This is a genomic window from Roseovarius sp. MMSF_3350 (assembly GCF_030733425.1).
In the GTDB taxonomy this organism is placed as follows: domain Bacteria; phylum Pseudomonadota; class Alphaproteobacteria; order Rhodobacterales; family Rhodobacteraceae; genus Roseovarius.
This window is the reverse complement of record NZ_JASHIZ010000033.1, coordinates 1-16,391: the sequence shown is the minus strand read 5'-3', so window position 1 is coordinate 16,391 and position 16,391 is coordinate 1. Positions and strand designations below refer to the sequence as shown.

Annotated in this window: 16 protein-coding genes; 7 read left to right on the top strand and 9 right to left on the bottom strand. The window is 65.0% G+C overall.

Annotation, left to right across the window (positions count from 1 at the left end; all coding sequences use genetic code 11):
- Positions 1–136 precede the first annotated feature (136 nt).
- Positions 137–952 carry a type I methionyl aminopeptidase gene (gene map / locus RBB31_RS20215; RefSeq protein WP_371931353.1) on the bottom strand — a complete coding sequence of 272 codons (816 nt, stop codon included), beginning with the start codon at positions 950–952 and terminating at the stop codon, positions 137–139.
- 73 nt (positions 953–1,025) lie between these two features.
- Entirely contained in the window at positions 1,026–1,727 is a 702-nt protein-coding gene (gene sfsA, locus RBB31_RS20210; protein WP_306131059.1) for a DNA/RNA nuclease SfsA, read from the bottom strand.
- Between the two features lie 46 nt (positions 1,728–1,773).
- On the opposite strand from sfsA, the gene RBB31_RS20205 reads away from it, so the two are divergent.
- Genes RBB31_RS20205 through RBB31_RS20185 form a run of 5 tightly spaced genes read left to right on the top strand, consistent with a single transcriptional unit; the run spans position 1,774 to position 5,305 of the window.
- Complete coding sequence (locus RBB31_RS20205) at positions 1,774–2,496, top strand: molybdopterin-binding protein (RefSeq protein ID WP_306131058.1); 723 nt, start codon at positions 1,774–1,776, stop codon at positions 2,494–2,496.
- Entirely contained in the window at positions 2,493–3,242 is a 750-nt protein-coding gene (locus RBB31_RS20200) for a GNAT family N-acetyltransferase (protein ID WP_306131057.1), read from the top strand. The genes RBB31_RS20205 and RBB31_RS20200 overlap by 4 nt, the downstream gene beginning before the upstream one ends.
- Positions 3,239–3,811 carry a peroxidase-related enzyme gene (locus tag RBB31_RS20195; protein ID WP_306131056.1) on the top strand — a complete coding sequence of 191 codons (573 nt, stop codon included), beginning with the start codon at positions 3,239–3,241 and terminating at the stop codon, positions 3,809–3,811. Before RBB31_RS20200 ends, RBB31_RS20195 begins: the two co-directional genes overlap by 4 nt.
- A gap of 33 nt (positions 3,812–3,844) precedes the next feature.
- The gene (locus RBB31_RS20190) at positions 3,845–4,792 is read left to right on the top strand and encodes an OmpA family protein (RefSeq protein WP_306131055.1); all 948 of its coding nucleotides are present in this window, start codon (positions 3,845–3,847) and stop codon (positions 4,790–4,792) included.
- A 24-nt stretch (positions 4,793–4,816) separates the two neighbouring features.
- Positions 4,817–5,305, top strand: a complete 489-nt coding sequence (locus tag RBB31_RS20185) for a methylated-DNA--[protein]-cysteine S-methyltransferase (protein WP_306131054.1) — start codon at positions 4,817–4,819, stop codon at positions 5,303–5,305.
- 28 nt (positions 5,306–5,333) lie between these two features.
- Here RBB31_RS20185 and RBB31_RS20180 read toward each other — a convergent pair whose 3' ends face one another.
- From RBB31_RS20180 to fsa, 5 genes are all read right to left on the bottom strand, one after another.
- Positions 5,334–6,038, bottom strand: a complete 705-nt coding sequence (locus tag RBB31_RS20180) for a phosphatidylcholine/phosphatidylserine synthase (protein ID WP_306131053.1) — start codon at positions 6,036–6,038, stop codon at positions 5,334–5,336.
- A 95-nt stretch (positions 6,039–6,133) separates the two neighbouring features.
- The gene (locus RBB31_RS20175) at positions 6,134–7,051 is read right to left on the bottom strand and encodes a tyrosine recombinase XerC (protein ID WP_306131052.1); all 918 of its coding nucleotides are present in this window, start codon (positions 7,049–7,051) and stop codon (positions 6,134–6,136) included.
- The gene (locus RBB31_RS20170; RefSeq protein WP_306131051.1) at positions 7,048–7,755 is read right to left on the bottom strand and encodes a DUF484 family protein; all 708 of its coding nucleotides are present in this window, start codon (positions 7,753–7,755) and stop codon (positions 7,048–7,050) included. Before RBB31_RS20170 ends, RBB31_RS20175 begins: the two co-directional genes overlap by 4 nt.
- Positions 7,756–7,970: 215 nt before the next feature.
- Positions 7,971–9,425 carry a hypothetical protein gene (locus tag RBB31_RS20165; protein WP_306131050.1) on the bottom strand — a complete coding sequence of 485 codons (1,455 nt, stop codon included), beginning with the start codon at positions 9,423–9,425 and terminating at the stop codon, positions 7,971–7,973.
- Between the two features lie 139 nt (positions 9,426–9,564).
- Entirely contained in the window at positions 9,565–10,218 is a 654-nt protein-coding gene (gene fsa / locus RBB31_RS20160) for a fructose-6-phosphate aldolase (RefSeq protein WP_306131049.1), read from the bottom strand.
- A gap of 121 nt (positions 10,219–10,339) precedes the next feature.
- Between fsa and RBB31_RS20155 the strand changes: the two genes are divergently transcribed.
- A complete protein-coding gene (locus tag RBB31_RS20155) occupies positions 10,340–12,541 on the top strand; it encodes a primosomal protein N' (RefSeq protein WP_306131048.1) in 2,202 nt (733 codons plus the stop codon).
- Between the two features lie 98 nt (positions 12,542–12,639).
- On the opposite strand, the gene RBB31_RS20150 is transcribed toward RBB31_RS20155, so the two are convergent.
- Both RBB31_RS20150 and RBB31_RS20145 read right to left on the bottom strand, forming a co-directional pair.
- Positions 12,640–14,715 carry a bifunctional sulfate adenylyltransferase/adenylylsulfate kinase gene (locus RBB31_RS20150; RefSeq protein WP_306131047.1) on the bottom strand — a complete coding sequence of 692 codons (2,076 nt, stop codon included), beginning with the start codon at positions 14,713–14,715 and terminating at the stop codon, positions 12,640–12,642.
- A 116-nt stretch (positions 14,716–14,831) separates the two neighbouring features.
- The gene (locus tag RBB31_RS20145) at positions 14,832–15,743 is read right to left on the bottom strand and encodes a LysR substrate-binding domain-containing protein (RefSeq protein WP_306131046.1); all 912 of its coding nucleotides are present in this window, start codon (positions 15,741–15,743) and stop codon (positions 14,832–14,834) included.
- A 109-nt stretch (positions 15,744–15,852) separates the two neighbouring features.
- Between RBB31_RS20145 and RBB31_RS20140 the strand changes: the two genes are divergently transcribed.
- Positions 15,853–16,391 (top strand): DUF6647 family protein (locus RBB31_RS20140; RefSeq protein WP_306131045.1); only part of this gene is annotated, 539 nt, incomplete at its 3' end.

Genomic DNA, 16,391 nt, shown 5'->3' with positions numbered 1-16,391 from the left:
AACTATAGTCGGCACGCCTCTGGCGTGACGGGACGGCCCGGCGATGCGCGGCGGGCTTCGCCCTTGTTCCGCGCCAGCACTTTGTGACTATGGCAATTATGGGGTCAAAGCCGCTCTTGCGGGCCTTGCGCTTCGGCTAGTCCCTCCAGGTCGGATGGAAGCGGCCACCCGGTGACAGGGTGAAGATCTCGCACCCCTCTGCCGTGACGCCGATGGAATGCTCGAACTGGGCCGAGAGCGAGCGGTCGCGGGTGACGGCGGTCCAGTCGTCGGAGAGCACCTTGGTTTCGGGGCGGCCGAGGTTCACCATCGGCTCGATGGTGAAGAACATACCTTCCTCGAGGGTGGGGCCGGTGCCTTCGCGGCCGTAATGCAGCACGTTGGGCGGGGCATGGAACACCCGGCCCAGACCGTGGCCGCAGAAATCGCGCACCACGCTCATGCGGTGGCCTTCGACGAAGCTCTGGATGGCGTGGCCGATATCGCCGAAGGTGTTGCCAGGTTTCACCGCCTCGATGCCCTTCATCAGGCTGTCATGGGTAACCTCGATCAGGCGCTCGATCTTGCGGTTGCGGCGCCCCGCGACATACATGCGGGAGGTGTCGCCGTACCAGCCGTCGACGATCACGGTGACGTCGATGTTCAGGATATCGCCATCCTTCAGCTTCTTGTCGCCGGGGATGCCGTGGCAGACCACGTGATTGACGCTGATGCAACTGGCGTGCTGATAGCCCTTGTAGCCGATGGTCGCGGATTTCGCGCCCGCCTCGGTGACCTTGTCCTCGATGAACTTGTCCAGAACGGCGGTGGTCTGGCCCACCTCCACCAGGTCGGCGACCTCGTCCAGGATTTCGGCCGCCAGCGCACCGGCCTTTTGCATGCCGGCAAAATCCGCCCTCTCGTGGATGCGGATGCCGTCGCGGGTCAGTCTGCCTCGGTGCTGTTCGTTCACGTGTGAGTCCATGTCAGTCAAGCTTTGTGTCTGTATGTAGGATGAATCCGGCCCTAGGACCAGAGGGGGCAGGTCATCGCAGGGGCAATGTACGCCGAATCTCGACCTCCCGGGGCGTTATCGCACAATCATAGGCCAAAACCTCGACCCCGGCGAGACGTGCCATCAGCAGCGCCTCGGCATAGGCGGGGTCTATATCGGCAGCCACGGTGAGCCGCGTGCAGTCGGTGCGCTGAACGAGGTAGAAGAGCACGGCGCGGTGCCCTGCGCGGGCCATATCGGCCAGTTCGCGCAGATGTTTGGCGCCGCGCAGGGTGACGCTGTCGGGGAATTCGGCGAGGCCCTTTTCGCGGCTGAGCGTGACGGATTTGACCTCGACATAGGCGTCGGGCAGGCCCGCGCCGCGCAAAAGAAAATCGATGCGGCTGTTTGCCCCGTATTTCCGCTCGGGCAGGACGGTGTCGTAGGCGGCAAGTTCGGGGATGTCGCCTGCGGTCAGCGCCGCCCTCAGCGCGCGGTTGGGCAGGGCGGTGTCGACGCCGGTGAAATGGCCGTCGCCGTGGTCGACCAGCCGCCAGCCGTATCTGAGCTTTTTCCTGGGGTCGTCATTGGGTTCGACCCAGATGCGGGTGCCTTCCTGGGCCAGCCCCATCATAGAGCCGGGATTGGCGCAATGGGCCGTGACCTCGCGCCCGTCCGCCAGCCTGATATCGGCGAGAAAGCGTTTGTAGCGGCGGATCAGCGTGGCCGGTTCAAGAGGGGTTTGAAAGCGCATCCGCGATGCCTATACCGGAGCAAGACCTGCCGCAAGGAGAGCCGCCATGCCCAACCCAACCGCCGCGATGCTGGTGATCGGTGACGAGATCCTGTCGGGCCGCACGCGCGATGCCAACATGCATTACCTGGCCGGGCGGCTGACCGGGCACGGGATTGACCTGTTGGAAGTGCGCGTGGTGGCGGACGATCCGCGTGCCATCCAGGAAGCGGTCAAGGCGCTGGCGGGAGCGTATGATCACCTGTTCACCTCGGGCGGGATCGGGCCCACCCATGACGATATCACCGCCGAGAACGTGGCGGCGGCCTTTGGCCTGCCCATCGGTGTGCGCGACGACGCGCGGGCCATCCTGGAGTCGCATTACGAGCGTCAGGGGCTGGAGATCAACGAGGCGCGGCTGCGCATGGCGCGGGTGCCGGAGGGCGCGAACCTGATCGACAACCCGGTCAGCGGGGCGCCGGGGTTCACGTTGAAGAACGTGCATGTGATGGCCGGCGTGCCCAAGATCTTCGAGGCGATGGTCGAGGGGCTGTTGCCGACGCTGACGGGCGGCCGGCCGGTGGTGTCGCAGACCTTGCGCGTGGAGCGCGGCGAGGGCGATATCGCGGGGCCGCTGGGCGCGCTGGCGGAGCGGTATGACGCACTCTCGTTCGGCTCGTATCCGTTTATCGTGAATGGGCGCTTCGGGGTGAACGTGGTGATCCGGGGTGAGGACGAGGCGGAGGTGACGCGCGCGATGCAGGAACTGGAAGAGACGTTTCCGGCATGAGCGGGCTACCCGATGCCAAGACGCTCTATGCCGTGACGGAGGCCACGTGGCCCGCCGCCTCGAGGCATGATGCGGGGCCGTGGACGCTGCGCGATGGGCAGGGCGGCGGCAAGCGGGTCTCGGCGGCGACGCTGCGCGAGCCGGGCACGCCGGTGTCGCGCGATGCGCTGCCCGAGGCGGAGGCCAGGATGCGTCAGATGGGGCAGGTCCCGCTGTTCATGATCCGGCATGGCGACGAGTCGCTGGACGCGATGCTGCGGGCCGCCGGGTACGATGTGATCGACCCGGTGAACATGTATGTCTGCCCGGTGGACACGCTGACGCGCGAGGATCCGCCGCCGGTGACGACGTTCGACCTGTGGGAGCCGATGGCGATCCAGCTGGATATCTGGAAGGACGGGGGCATCGGGCCTGCGCGGATCGACGTGATGCGCCGGGTCGAGGGGGCGAAAACGTCTTTGTTCGGGCGGACGGAGAACCGGCCTGCCGCCACGGGGTTCGTCGCGATCTCGGACGGGGTGGCGATGATCCACGCGCTGGAAGTGCGCAAGGACGAGCGAAGGGCCGGGCTCGGGCGGCACCTGACGCATCATGCCGCGCACTGGGCCGCGGGGCAGGGGGCGACGCATCTGAGCGTGCTGTGCACCATCGCCAACGATGCGGCCAACGCGCTCTACTCTTCCCTCGGCATGACGCTTGTGGGACAATATCACTACCGTATCAAGAAGGACGCCAGGACCACATGAGCCAGGATGATCTGCCGACCGCCCTGAACCTGCCGATGGCGGACCCGCTGCCCGAGGACACGCGGAAATATTTCGACGTGTGCCAGGACAAGCTGGGCATGATCCCGAACGTGCTGCGGGCCTATGCGTTCGATATCGAGAAGCTGAACGCCTTCACGGCGATGTATAACGACCTGATGCTTGGCGAGAGCGGGCTGAGCAAGCTGGAACGGGAGATGATTGCGGTGGTGGTCAGCTCGATCAATCGCTGCTGGTATTGCCAGGTGGCACACGGGGCCGCGGTTCGCGCGCTGTCGGGTGACCCGGCCCTGGGCGAGGCGATGGTGATGAACTGGCGCGCCGCCGGGCTGGATGCGCGGCAGACGGCGATGCTGGAATTTGCCGAGAAGATCACCAAGGCCAGCGCCGAGACGGTGGAAGCGGACCGGCAGGCGTTGCGCGATGCGGGTTTCTCGGAGCGGGACATCTGGGACATTGCCGCCGTTGTCGGGTTCTTCAGCATGTCGAACCGGATGGCCAGTGCCACGGGCATGGAACCCAACTCCGAATATCACGGCCAGGCCCGCTGAACGGTGGGGCGGCGGTCGGCCTGTCTTGGCATCGTGATTGGCTTGGGGGCCGCTGCTGAGGCCGGGTCGCTGGAACTGAGCCTGCCCGCGGGCGCCACCATGACGGGGGAAGTGCGCCGCGCCGCCAAGGCCTATGCCGTGCCGACGGAAGGTTATGCCGACGGGCACATTCCGGCGATCGACGCGGAAGGGTTCTTTCTGCAACAGGCGTGGCGGCTGGATGCGCCGGGGCTGACCAGCCTGCAGTTGCAGCGGCCCCTGCGGCGGCAGATCACCGAGGCGGGCTATTCCATCATGCTGGATTGCGCGGCGCGCGACTGCGGCGGTTTCGATTTCCGGTTCAACACGCCTGTTCTGGCCGCGCCGGACATGTTCGTGGACTTGCGCGACTATCGCTTCCTGTCGGCCCGCAAGGAGGGTGCGGGCGGCGTCATGGATTACGTGACCGTGCTGGTCAGCCAGGTGTCGGGCAGCGGGTATATCCAGGTGATAAGGCTGGCGCAGTCGGAGGCGGCCAGCGAAAGCCTGGGTGCGGCGGCGCCGGAGGTGGAGGGAGGCGAGGCGGAAACGGTCACCACCGGCGCGATCCCCGAGGCGGCGGCCGGGCCGCTGGGCGAACAGTTGCTGGAGACCGGGCACGCGGTGCTGTCGGATCTCGATTTCGAGACCGGTACGGTGTCGTTGGGGTCGGGGCCGCACCCGTCGTTGCAGGCGCTTGCGGCGTTTCTGCGCGAAGACCCCGAGCGGCGCGTGGCGCTGGTGGGGCATACCGACACGGTGGGCACGCTGGAGAACAACACCGCGTTGTCGCGGCGTCGGGCGGCAGCGGTGCTGGAGCGGCTGGTCTCGGACTACGACATCCCGCGCCGGCAACTGGAGGCGGAAGGCATGGGGTATCTTGCGCCCGTCGCCTCGAACCTGACGGAAGCGGGGCGCGAGGCGAACCGGCGGGTGGAGGCGGTGCTGCTCAATACCGAGTGATGCGCGGGGCCGAGAGGGCGGGATTTGAGTATTGTTGGCAAGAAAAAGCCGGGGGCGGTCTATGAGGCCGGGATGGAAAGCCCGGTGGGGCCGCTGCGGGTGGCAAGCGACGGCGCGTCGATCATTGGCCTCGGTTGGGGGCAGGCCGGCGCGGTGACGGCGCGGCCCGAACTGGAGGAAGCCTGCGCGCAGCTGGCGGCATATTTCGAAGGGCGGTTGCAGGCGTTCGATCTGCCGCTGGCGCCGGAAGGATCCGACTTTCAGCGCGAGGTCTGCGCCGCGATGCTGGCGATTCCGTGGGGGGAAACGCGGGAGTACGGAGATATCGCGAAGGCGCTGGGCGTGCCGGCGCAGGCGGTGGGCGGGGCCTGTGGCGGCAATTCGATCCCGGTGATCATCCCGTGCCACAGGGTTCTGGGGGCCGCTGGCTTGGGCGGCTATTCCGGCGCGGGCGGGATCGAGACCAAAGTCTGGCTGTTGCGCCACGAAGGCGCGGCGGGGCTGTTGCTCTAGGGCGAAACTGGTCCGGAGAGCGTTCGGCCTATTCCTGTGCCGGCTTGCGCTGGGGTATCAACTGTTGCGCGATGCCTGCGAGCGTGAGGTAGACCGAGGTCACCACGAGGCCCCAATGCGCCCAGCTTTCGGGGTGGAAATCGACCCAGGCGGCCCAGCCGGCGAAGAAGGTCCATGCGGTGATCATCGGCAGGGAGATCCAGCGCCAGCGTTCGGTGCGCACGGGGTGGATGAATTTCAGCGGCAGGAACATCGAGATCGCGAGCAGGGTCACGATGGTGAGCGAGACCCAGAAATTGGGCTCGATCGCGAAGAGCACGAGGGCCAGCATGTTCCAGCAGCCGGGGAAGCCCGAGAACGAGTTGTCCTTGGTCTTCATCCGCGTGTCGGCGAAGTAGAGCGCCGAGGCGAAGGTGATGATGATGATCGCGACCCAGCCGGTCCAGCCCGGCAGCAGGCCGAATTCGAAGAGCGCGAAGGCGGGGATGAAGACGTAGGTGAGGTAGTCGATGATCAGGTCGAGCAGCACGCCGTCAAAGAGCGGGAAGTTCGTCTTGACGTCGTATTTTCGCGCCAGCGGGCCGTCGATCCCGTCCACGGCGAAGGCCACCACGAGCCAGAGGAACATCAGGCTCCATTTCTCCTGGATGGCGGCGAGCATCGCGAGCATGGCAAAGACCGCGCCGGTGGCGGTCAGCAAATGCACGAGAAGGGCTTTCATGCGCAGGCTCATGGGACCCGTGATGGGGGATCGGGGCGATGGATGCAATTGCAAATCCGGTGCGGTGGTCAGACGCGGGCCGCCTGTGGCTTTGGTTCGACAGGCGCTTATCGCGCCTTGGGATGCGCCTGGTTGTAGACATCCATGAGGCGGGCGGTGTCGACGGCGGTATAGGCTTGGGTGGTCGAGAGCGACGCATGGCCCAGCAGTTCCTGTATCGCGCGGAGGTCGCCGCCGGCGTTCAGCAGGTGGGTGGCGAAGCTGTGGCGCATGGCGTGGGGCGTGGCCGTGGCGGGCAGGCCAAGCTGCATCCGGACGCTGGCCATGAGCTTTTGCACCGCGCGGGGCGAGAGCGCACCGCCGCGCGCGCCGCGGAAAAGCGGCGCGTCGGGCGCGGTGGAGTAGGGGCAGAGATCGAGGTAGCGGGCCAGCGCGGCGCGCGCGGGGGAGATGACCGGCACGATGCGTTCCTTGCCGCCCTTGCCGACGATCCGCAGGCTGTCGCCCACGGGCAGGGCGCGGCCAGTGAGGCCGAGCGCCTCGGAGATCCGAAGGCCGCAGCCGTAGAGGAGCGTGATCACCGCCTGGTCGCGGGCGGCGATCCAGCCGGTGGGGTGCTGGGTCTCGGTGGTTTCGATGACCGCGCGGGCGGCATCGGGCGTCAGCGGGCGGGGCAGCTTGCGCTGGAACTTCGGCGCGCGGGCGGCGAGGACTGCAGCGGGATCGACGCCCTCGCGCTCGGCCAGCCAGCCGAAGAAGCTTTTGACCGCCGAGAGCTTGCGCGCGAGGCTGCGGGCGCCCACGTCGCGGCCGCGGGTGAAGGCCATCCAGGAGCGCATGTCCGACACGGTGAGCTTGGCCAGCGCGCCGAGGCCCTGAGACGTGCCCTTGTGCTCGGTCATGAAGGCGAGGAAACCCGCCACGTCACGCCCGTAGGCGTCGAGCGTGTGGGGGGAAGCGCCGCGCAGGGACTTGTGATGATCCAGCCAGGCCTGAAGCGCGTCGCGGGCCGCGGCCGAGATCATGACAGCCAGCGGCGCATCGCCCGTTCGAAGATGCCTGCAAAGAAGGAAAGCAGATCGGTGCCCTGTTGCGGGCTGAACTGGTGCGGGTCCTCGGAGCCCATGACCAGCAGGCCGGGCAGGCGGCTTTCGCCGAAATCGAGCAGCAGGCACGCCTCGGAGCGCATGAACTCGGCCTCGCGGCCATAGATGCGGGCGTCGCCCTCGTGAACCTGGCGCAAGGTGACCTGGCGCACGGGGCCGGAACGGCCGGCGCCGAGATATTGCTCGATGAAGCCGGGTTCGGCCACCGAGAGCACGTCGCCCAGTCGTTTGACGGCGGGGTCGTCGTCGTTCTGGACGGATTCCAGCACCAGCTTCACGCAGTCGACGCGCAGGATGGTGGCGACATCGCCGCCCAGATCCTTGAGAAAGTCCTCGAACTCGACCGGGTCGAGCATCCGCAGGATGGCGCGGTGGACCTGATTGGTGCCGGCGAGGTTCTCGTAGGCGGCGGCGATGACGGAGCGGTGGGTGTCCTCCAGCCGTTCCAGCCGCGCCTCGAGCCTGTCCATGGCGATGCCGCGCAAATCGACGATGTTGTTGCCCATCGCCCGCTCGTTGGCGGCGATGAGGGCGCGCATAAGGTCTTGGTCTTCAAGAATAACATCGGGCTGCGCGATGATCTTGTCGCGCATCTGGTCGTTTATCTCGGGCTTGCTGCTCATGTGTGCCTCTGATTATTTTTTCAAAGCTTATCAGATGCGGCGGGGTCGTGCCGCAATAAATTTCTTGGGATTGGTCAGATTTTTGCGTGGCGCGTGACCCGCGCGCGCGGCGCTTTCGCGGCATGCTGGGAGGAGGCTCACTGGTCAAACACGGACGTTCTTGTCACTACTTTATCCGGGACAAAGGGTATTACCCGCTGATCCAGTGCCCTACGCTACCGCCAGTTTCCGCGCTCTGGGACAGGGTAGCTGAACTGACGTGGATTTATCGGAATATCGCTGATTTCTGGTAGACGCCGCTTCAATACTTTCTTCAAGTAGCCACTTTTCGCGCGCACTTCTTGCGGGACGCCCATGAACGCGCGGATGATTTCCCTGCTGTTGAAGAGAAATACTGTCTCGAATGCCACATCGCATTCGAGTGCAACACCGCCTTGCCAAGCTGCCATACGATGCTCGACAAAGAACAGATCCCAGCTTGAAGCAAAAGCTATGCCACCCTTCCAGTCGAAAACCTCGCACATTTCTTCAAAATAGTTTTGATATTTGGCGTTAGTTTCTTTTCTGCCGGTTAATTTGGAGCAGTAATAATCTGTCAGTTCCTTACTACCTTGAAGGCCATCTCGAAACCGAGAGTCAGTATGACCCTTTTGGAACAGATTAGAGCGAAATAGTTCGAGAAGATTCGATCTAATATGAAAGGTTGATGCAGGAAATACTTCACTATATGCGTAGGCCACTGCCCTGTTGTGTGATAGAAACGTATTGTTTCTGAATAGTTTTTTCATACGTTCCGGGATATCATCCTCGGTTTGCGTCCCAAGGTGCAAAAAATGCAAATCGTAGCAGTCAGCAATTTTCGAAGCTATGCGCAGATCTATCTTGTGCTGCTCAGCATGGTTGTACGTAAAGAAATCTATATTCGACCATAGTTCTTGCGTCACGCTTAGGGTGGTTCGACTATCAAGGCCCGCCGTAAGCGAGAGAACAATTTTTCCGTCCCTTCTTGCCAGAGCTTCAGCCGCTTTTTCGGCTCGCCGAAAAGCGAGATCCCAAGCAACTTCAATCGACTGTTTAGGGAGTGGTTTGACGGGAAAGAACCTGACAAATCTGCCTGTTTCGAACTCCAAACGGGCGTTCGGATTCATTCGAATGACATTTGCAAAGGGAGTGCTGATCCCTGGATACCCCCAGCGGTACCGGATCGGGCGCTGTTTAGACTCGCCGCTAGCAAGCATCGTAAGTCGCGCATGCGAAGCGACAGTTACCTGGTTCTCGTCAATGCGGCAGAATGCACTACGCAAACCCATTGCATCTATTTGAAAGCCACGGGACCCCGCGTCCTGCCAAAAAACAGCGAATCTCCCAATGCAGCGGTCGATGTGTCGCTGCAAGTCTCCAATGTTTTCCAGCAACATCTCTGCCACACCGGATGGACCGAGTTCGGGTCTGTCTGGGTCTAGCATCGTGCCGACCACAGCTACGATCTGGTTGCCCTTAGAAGCTTCGGCGAATGTCGTGAGCGGGTGCAAGAATATGGGCAAACGGCTTTTAGCACCCACGAAATTCGGAGGTACAAAAACAGGGTTCAAGGAGTACAGAAAGCCCCGAGCGAATTTCAGGTCGTACTGTGTCGCTTGGGGATTTTCTGGAATATTCCGCTTCACCAACGTCTCACTCCCTGTCGTCACTTGGGGTCCGCCTGGCTGCTTTTCGTGACCCGCTCCGCGTTCATTCCGCTCCGGCCGGGCGCCGTGACGCCCGGCCTTCGGGATTTCTGAAAGGAGTCGCGGCGGTGCGGGCCGTGGGTTACAGGATCTTCTGCCCGGTCTTTTCCCAGTCCGCCAGGAAGGCTTCCAGCCCCTTGTCGGTCAGCGGGTGCAGCGCCATTTTCTTGATCACGTCCGGGGGCGCGGTCATCACGTCGGCGCCCACGAGGGCCGATTGGGTGGCGTGGTTCACCGTGCGGATCGAGGCGGCGAGGATCTGGGTCTCGTAGCCGTAGTTGTCATAGATCGTGCGGATGTCGCCGATCAGGTCCATGCCGTCGAGGTTGATGTCGTCGAGCCGCCCGATGAAGGGCGAGATGAACGTGGCGCCGGCCTTGGCCGCCAGCAGCGCCTGGTTGGCGGAAAAGCAGAGCGTGACGTTGACCATGTTGCCCTCGCCCGCCAGCACCTTGCAGGCTTTCAGCCCGTCCCAGGTGAGCGGGACCTTCACGGTGATGTTGTCGGCGATCTCGGCCAGTTTGCGGCCCTCGTTGATCATCGTGTCGGCGTCGATCGCGACGACCTCGGCCGAGACCGGGCCGGCGACCATGCCGGCGATTTCCTTGGTGACCTCGAGGATGTCGCGGCCCGATTTCAGGATCAGCGAGGGGTTGGTGGTGACGCCGTCGACCATGCCCAGTTCCTTCAGTTCGGCAATGGCGTCGACATCGGCGGTGTCTACGAAGAATTTCATCTCGAAAGGCCCTCTCATGGCCGCGTTGGGGTTTCCTGTCCGACCGTTTACCTCATAAGGTATGCGCCCGAAACCCCTGTCCCGGGCCTGACCCGGGACCTCGTGACGAAGGCCGCCGTTTTTGACGTATTCCGGTGCAAGTTTTTTCGAGACCGGCCAGCTGGTGGGCGTTCTGACGACGCAGCCGCTGGGCCGGGTGCTGGATTACAAGGCGCCCGAAGGGGGGTGTCACCTTGGGGCGTTCGTGGAGGTGCCGCTGGGCCCGCGCAAGGTGCTGGGCGTGGTCTGGGGGGCGGGTCAGGGCGACTATGACCTGTCGAAAATTCGCTCGGTCATCCGGGTGCTGGAGGCGGCGCCGATGCGCGAGGAGTTGCAGGCGTTCATCCGCAAGGCGGCCGATTACACGCTGACGCCGCTGCCCGCGATGCTGCGGCTGGCGACGCGCGCGCCGGGGCTGGGCGATCCGCCGTCGATGCAGAAGATCTATCGGCTGGGCGAGGGACGGCCCGACCGTGACACGGAAGCGCGGCGCAAGGTCATCGCCGTGCTGGAGGAGTATGGCGGTCTGGGGTTCACCCTGAAGGAAGTGAGCGACATGGCCGGGGTGACACCCTCGGTCGTGAAGGGGTTGGTGAAGCAGGGGGTTGTGCGCGAAGAGGACACGCCGCGGGATGCGCCTTTCCCAAGGCTCGATCCGGCGCGGCCGGGCGCGGAGTTGACCGAGGATCAGGCGGTGGCGGCCGAGGCGCTGCGGGCCGGGCTGCGCGAGGGGGCGTTCGGGACGACGCTGCTGCGGGGTGTTACCGGGTCTGGGAAGACGGAAGTGTACCTGGAGGCAGTGGCGGAATGCGTCGCGCAGGGGCGGCAGGCGCTGGTCCTGTTGCCGGAGATCGCGCTGACGTCGGAATTCCTGACGCGGGTGCAGGCGCGGTTCGGGGTGAAACCCGCTGAGTGGCATTCGGGCGTGACCATGACCGAGAGGCGACGGATCTGGAAGATGGTGGGGCAGGGGCAGTGCCAGCTGGTGGTGGGCGCGCGGTCGGCACTGTTCCTGCCGTTTCGGGATCTGGGGCTGATTGTCGTCGATGAGGAGCACGACACCTCCTACAAGCAGGAGGATGGCGTTCTTTATAACGCACGGGACATGGCGGTGCTGCGCGGCAGCCTGTGTTCGGCGCAGGTGGTGCTGGCGTCGGCCACGCCGAGCCTGGAGACATGGGCGAACGCGCAAGCCGGCAAGTACCGGCGGCTGGACCTGACGGCGCGGTTCGGGCCGGCGGTGATGCCCGAGCTTTGCGCGGTGGACATGCGCGACGAGCGGCTGGCGAGCAACGCATGGGTTTCACCCACCCTACGGGCCGCGGTCGAGGCGCGGCTGGCGAAGGGCGAGCAGTCGCTCCTGTTCCTCAATCGGCGGGGCTATGCGCCGGTGACGATCTGCCGGGCGTGCGGGCACCAGGTGGGGTGCGATCATTGCGACGCGCGGATGGTGGAGCATCGGTTCCTCAAGCGGCTGGTCTGTCACCAGTGCGGCGAGACCAAGCCGATGCCCGAGGCCTGCCCGGCCTGCGGCGTCGAGGGCAAGCTGGCCGCCGTAGGCCCCGGCGTGGAGCGGATGACGGAAGAGGCGGTGGCGCTTTTCCCCGAGGCGCGGGTGGCGACGCTGTCATCGGACATGTTCGGCTCGGCCCGTGCGCTGAAGGCGCAGATCGAGGAGATCGCGGCGGGTGGCGCGGATATCATCGTGGGCACGCAGCTGGTGGCGAAGGGGCACAACTTTCCCAATCTCACGTTGGTCGGCGTGATCGACGCCGATCTGGGCTTGCAGGGGTCGGACCTGCGCGCGGCGGAGCGGACGTTCCAGTTGATGCGGCAGGTAGCGGGCCGCGCGGGGCGGGCCGAGAAGGCCGGGGTGGCGCTGTTGCAGACGTTTCAGCCGGAGCATCCGGTGATCCGCGCGATCCTGACCGGGGACGAGGAAGGGTTCTGGCGGGCCGAGGCCGGGGAGCGGCAGCACGCGGGCGTGCCGCCCTTCGGCCGTATGGCAGGGATCATCCTGTCGTCGACGGATATGCAGGAGGCGTTCGATATCGGCAATGCGCTGGCGCGCAACGACGGCCCGATCCGGGCGGTGGGGGCGCAGGTGTTCGGCCCGGCGCCGGCGCCCATTGCCCGCGTGCGGGGGCGGCATCGGGTGCGGCTGCTGGTCAAGGCGCCCAAGGGCGTGGCGTTGCAGGGGGCGCTGGCGCAGTGGATCGCGCCGGTGAAGGGCTCGAACCAGTTCCGGCTTGCGGTGGATATCGATCCGCAGAGTTTCATGTGATCCCGGGGGTGGGGTGGAACCCCACCCTACGCGGTGAGCGACCGATAGGAAAAGGGCCGCCCGGTCGGGACGGCCCTTGTGATCGGTACAGCGCGAGATCAGCCGGCGATCAGGCCCATCTGTTCGAGCTTGAGCACGACCTGATGGGCGCAGTTGTCGACGTCGACATTCTCGGTCTCGACACTGAGTTCGGGGTTTTCCGGCACGTCGTAAGGGTCGGAGATGCCGGTGAACTCCTTAATCTTGCCTTCGCGCGCGAGCTTGTAGAGGCCCTTGCGGTCACGGCGCTCGCATTCCTCGATGGACGTGGCGACGTGAACCTCGACGAAAGCGCCGAAGGTTTCGACGTCTTCACGCACGGCGCGGCGGGTGGCGGCGTAGGGCGCAATGGGCGCGCAGATGGCAATGCCGCCGTTCTTGGTGATCTCCGAGGCGACGTAGCCGATTCGGCGGATGTTGAGGTCGCGGTGTTCCTTGGAAAAGCCCAGCTCGGAGCTGAGGTTCTTGCGGACGATATCGCCATCGAGCAGCGTCACGGGGCGGCCGCCCATTTCCATCAGCTTGACCATCAGCGCGTTGGCGATGGTGGACTTGCCGCTCCCCGAGAAACCGGTGAAGAACACGGTGAAGCCCTGCTTGGCCCGCGGCGGGCGGGTGCGGCGCAGTTCCTTGACCACCTCGGGGAAGGAGAACCACTCGGGGATTTCCAGCCCTTCCTGTAGGCGGCGGCGCAGTTCGGTGCCCGAGATGTTGAGGATGGTGACAGTATCCTTGTCGTCGATCTCGTCCATCGGCTCGTACTGGGCCCGTTCCTGCACGTAGACCATGTGCTTGAAGTCGACCATCTCGATGCCGATCTCGGCCTCGTGCTCGCGGAAGAGGTCCTGTGCGTCGTAGGGGCCGTAGAAATCCTCACCGGCGGAGTTCTTGCCGGGGCCGGCGTGATCGCGGCCGACGATGAAGTGGGTGCAACCGTGGTTCTTGCGGATGAGGCCGTGCCAGACGGCCTCGCGCGGGCCGGCCATGCGCATGGCGAGGTTCAGCAGGCTCATGGTGGTGGTGGATTGCGGATACTTGTCGAGCACCGCCTCGTAGCAGCGGACGCGCGTGAAGTGATCGACGTCGCCCGGCTTGGTCATGCCGACGATGGGGTGGATGAGCAGGTTGGCCTGAGCCTCCTTCGCGGCGCGGAACGTAAGTTCCTGGTGTGCGCGGTGCAGGGGGTTGCGGGTCTGGAAGGCCACGACCTTGCGCCAGCCCATCTTGCGGAAGAAGGCGCGCAGTTCGTTGGGAGTGTCGCGGCGGGCGCGGAAGTCGTAGTGCACGGGCTGCTGAATGCCCGTCACCGGACCACCGAGATAGACGGGACCGGCGGTGTTGTGCAGGTAGTTCACGGCCGGATGCGCGGAGTCGTCGGCGCCGAAGACCTTTTCGGCCTCGTGCGCCTTGTCGGGCGACCAGCGGTCGGTGATGGTCATGGTGGCGAGAATGACGCCTTCCTGGTCGCGCAGGGCGATGTCCTGGCCCGGCTCGATGCTGTCGGCGAAATCCTGGGAGACGTCGAGCGTGATCGGCATGGGCCAGAGCGTGCCGTCGGCCAGGCGCATGGTGTCGACGACGGAGTTGTAGTCTTCCTCGCCAAGGAAGCCCTTGAGCGGGTTGAAGCCGCCGTTCATCAGCAGTTCGAGGTCGCAGATCTGGCGTGGGGTGAGATCCCAGCTGACGAGATCGGCCGCTTCGACCTTCAGTTTCTGGGCGCTTTCGTAGGAGACGTAAAGCTCGGGGATGGGGGCAAGGTTGTTCTGCACTAGTCTGGTCCTGTGTTTGAGGGGGTCGAGCCCGCTTCGCGTGCCGGTCAGTTCGGCATGAAGCGCGTCGTATTCGGCGAATTTCCGGGCGAGGAAGTCGTCGGTGAGGCGCAGCATCTCGGCCGCGCCGCGGGAGGTTAGCGCGTAGGCGAAACGCTGGCGCTTGTCGGGGCCGGAGCGGTCGCCGATCTTGACGAAGCCGGCCTCGGTCGCCTGCCGGAGCAGGGCGTTGAGACGGCCGAGGGACACGTCGAGCGCCGCCGCGAGTGTGCGCTGCGAGGCCTCCGACGACCTGTCCAGCTGCCGCAGGAGGCGGAAGAGGAGGTCCCGGTCGGGAAGGCCTTGTTTTGTATCATGCGCGGTCATGCGGCGACTCAAGTGTGTTCACGCGTGAACACATATGGCAGGTGGCCCGCGTTGTGAACCCCTTTCGGGCCGAAAACATTAAAGTTGCGGATATGTTGCGCGATGCGCCGCCGGATTTACTCCGCAGCGGACATCGGTGCGGTGGCGGTCCGGGCCTGCCGGACCTCATCATGCAGCCATGACCGGAAGGTTTGGACCATCGGGTCGTTCTTACGGTCCTCGGTGCAGGCCACGGAATAGATCACGCTGGGGAGCGTGTCGGTGTCGAAGAGCCGCACCAGGCGCCCCGAGGCCAGCGTGCCCTGCACCATGGCGTCGAAGGCCATGGCCACGCCGTGGCCCTGTTCGGCGGCGGTGGTGGCCAGTTCGCAATTGGGAAAGGTCGGGCCGGGCGGCAGGTCGGGCGCGTCGAGGCCAGCGGCGGCGAACCATTCGGCCCAGGAATCGTCGGTTTCGTCGTACATCAGGCGCATCCGCAGAAGGTCGCGCGGGGTGCGGATGTTCTCCCGGTCTTTGAGGTCGGCGCGGATCACCGGGTAGCGGCTTGAGGTCATCAGCGGTTCGGTATGAACACCGGAATGGTGCGTGTCGCGCCACTGGATCACCACGTCGCTGTCATTGGACGAGAAATCTGTGTCGGGCGCGCCGGTGGAGACGCGCAGTCGGATGCGGTCGCCGAAGGAAAGTCCGCCGAGGCGCGGCACCAGCCAGCGGGCCGCAAAGCCGGGGGTGCAGAGCACGCGCAGGGGTTTCTCGCCCGCACCGCGGACCGCGCGGGTGGTGTCGTCGAGCAGGTCCAGAAGGCCGGTGAGCTTGCCCGCATAGGCGCGGCCCGTCAGCGTCAGGTCCATGCGGTTGCCGTTGCGCTCGAACAGCGCGGTGTCGAGATACTCTTCCAGTGCGCGGATCTGGTGGCTGACGGCAGAGGGCGACAGGCACAGCTCTTCGGCTGCAAGCTTGAAACTTTTGTGGCGCGCGGCGGCCTCGAACGCCTTGACCGCGGCGAAGGGGGGCAGGTGCCGTCCCATGGCGGATGAATTTCCTTCATTGGCGCATGAAAAATGGCCTTTTGCGCCGGGGCGCCAGCGCAGCTTAGCATTTTAGGGACATCAATCCAAATCCCGAGAGGAGGTTGCAATGTGCATCCTGTCCCGAGCCGGCCTGTGGTCGGCGCGCAGCGGTCTGTTCTGTCTTGTGCTCAACGCGTTTTGCGGTGCGTCTATGGCGGCGGATCCGCTGGCCTGGCGCACGGCGGGCGACATGCCGGAGCTGGTGGAGCATTTGGAGGTCTGGCTGGACGAGCACACCGATCTGCCGCGTCGCGCGGACGTGCCGGAAATTCGGCTGACGTCCCAGGCGACGATTGCGCGGCTGGCGCCGATGCGGGCGGCCTCGGAGGCGTCGCGGACACGGGGGCTTTATGACCCGGAGGTCGAGACGATCTGGCTGGTGCGGCCGTGGACTGCGAAGAACCCCCATGACGTCAGCGTGCTGTTGCACGAGCTGGTGCATCACCGGCAGGCGGCGCATGGGCATTGGTATTGCCCCGGCGCACAGGAATTGCCGGCCTACCGGGCGCAGGAGGCGTGGCTCAATGCGCTGGGGCTGGAGCCGGATGTGAATTGGGTGGCGGTGGTGCTGGAGGCGGGATGCACGAAGCGGGATATTCATCCGGA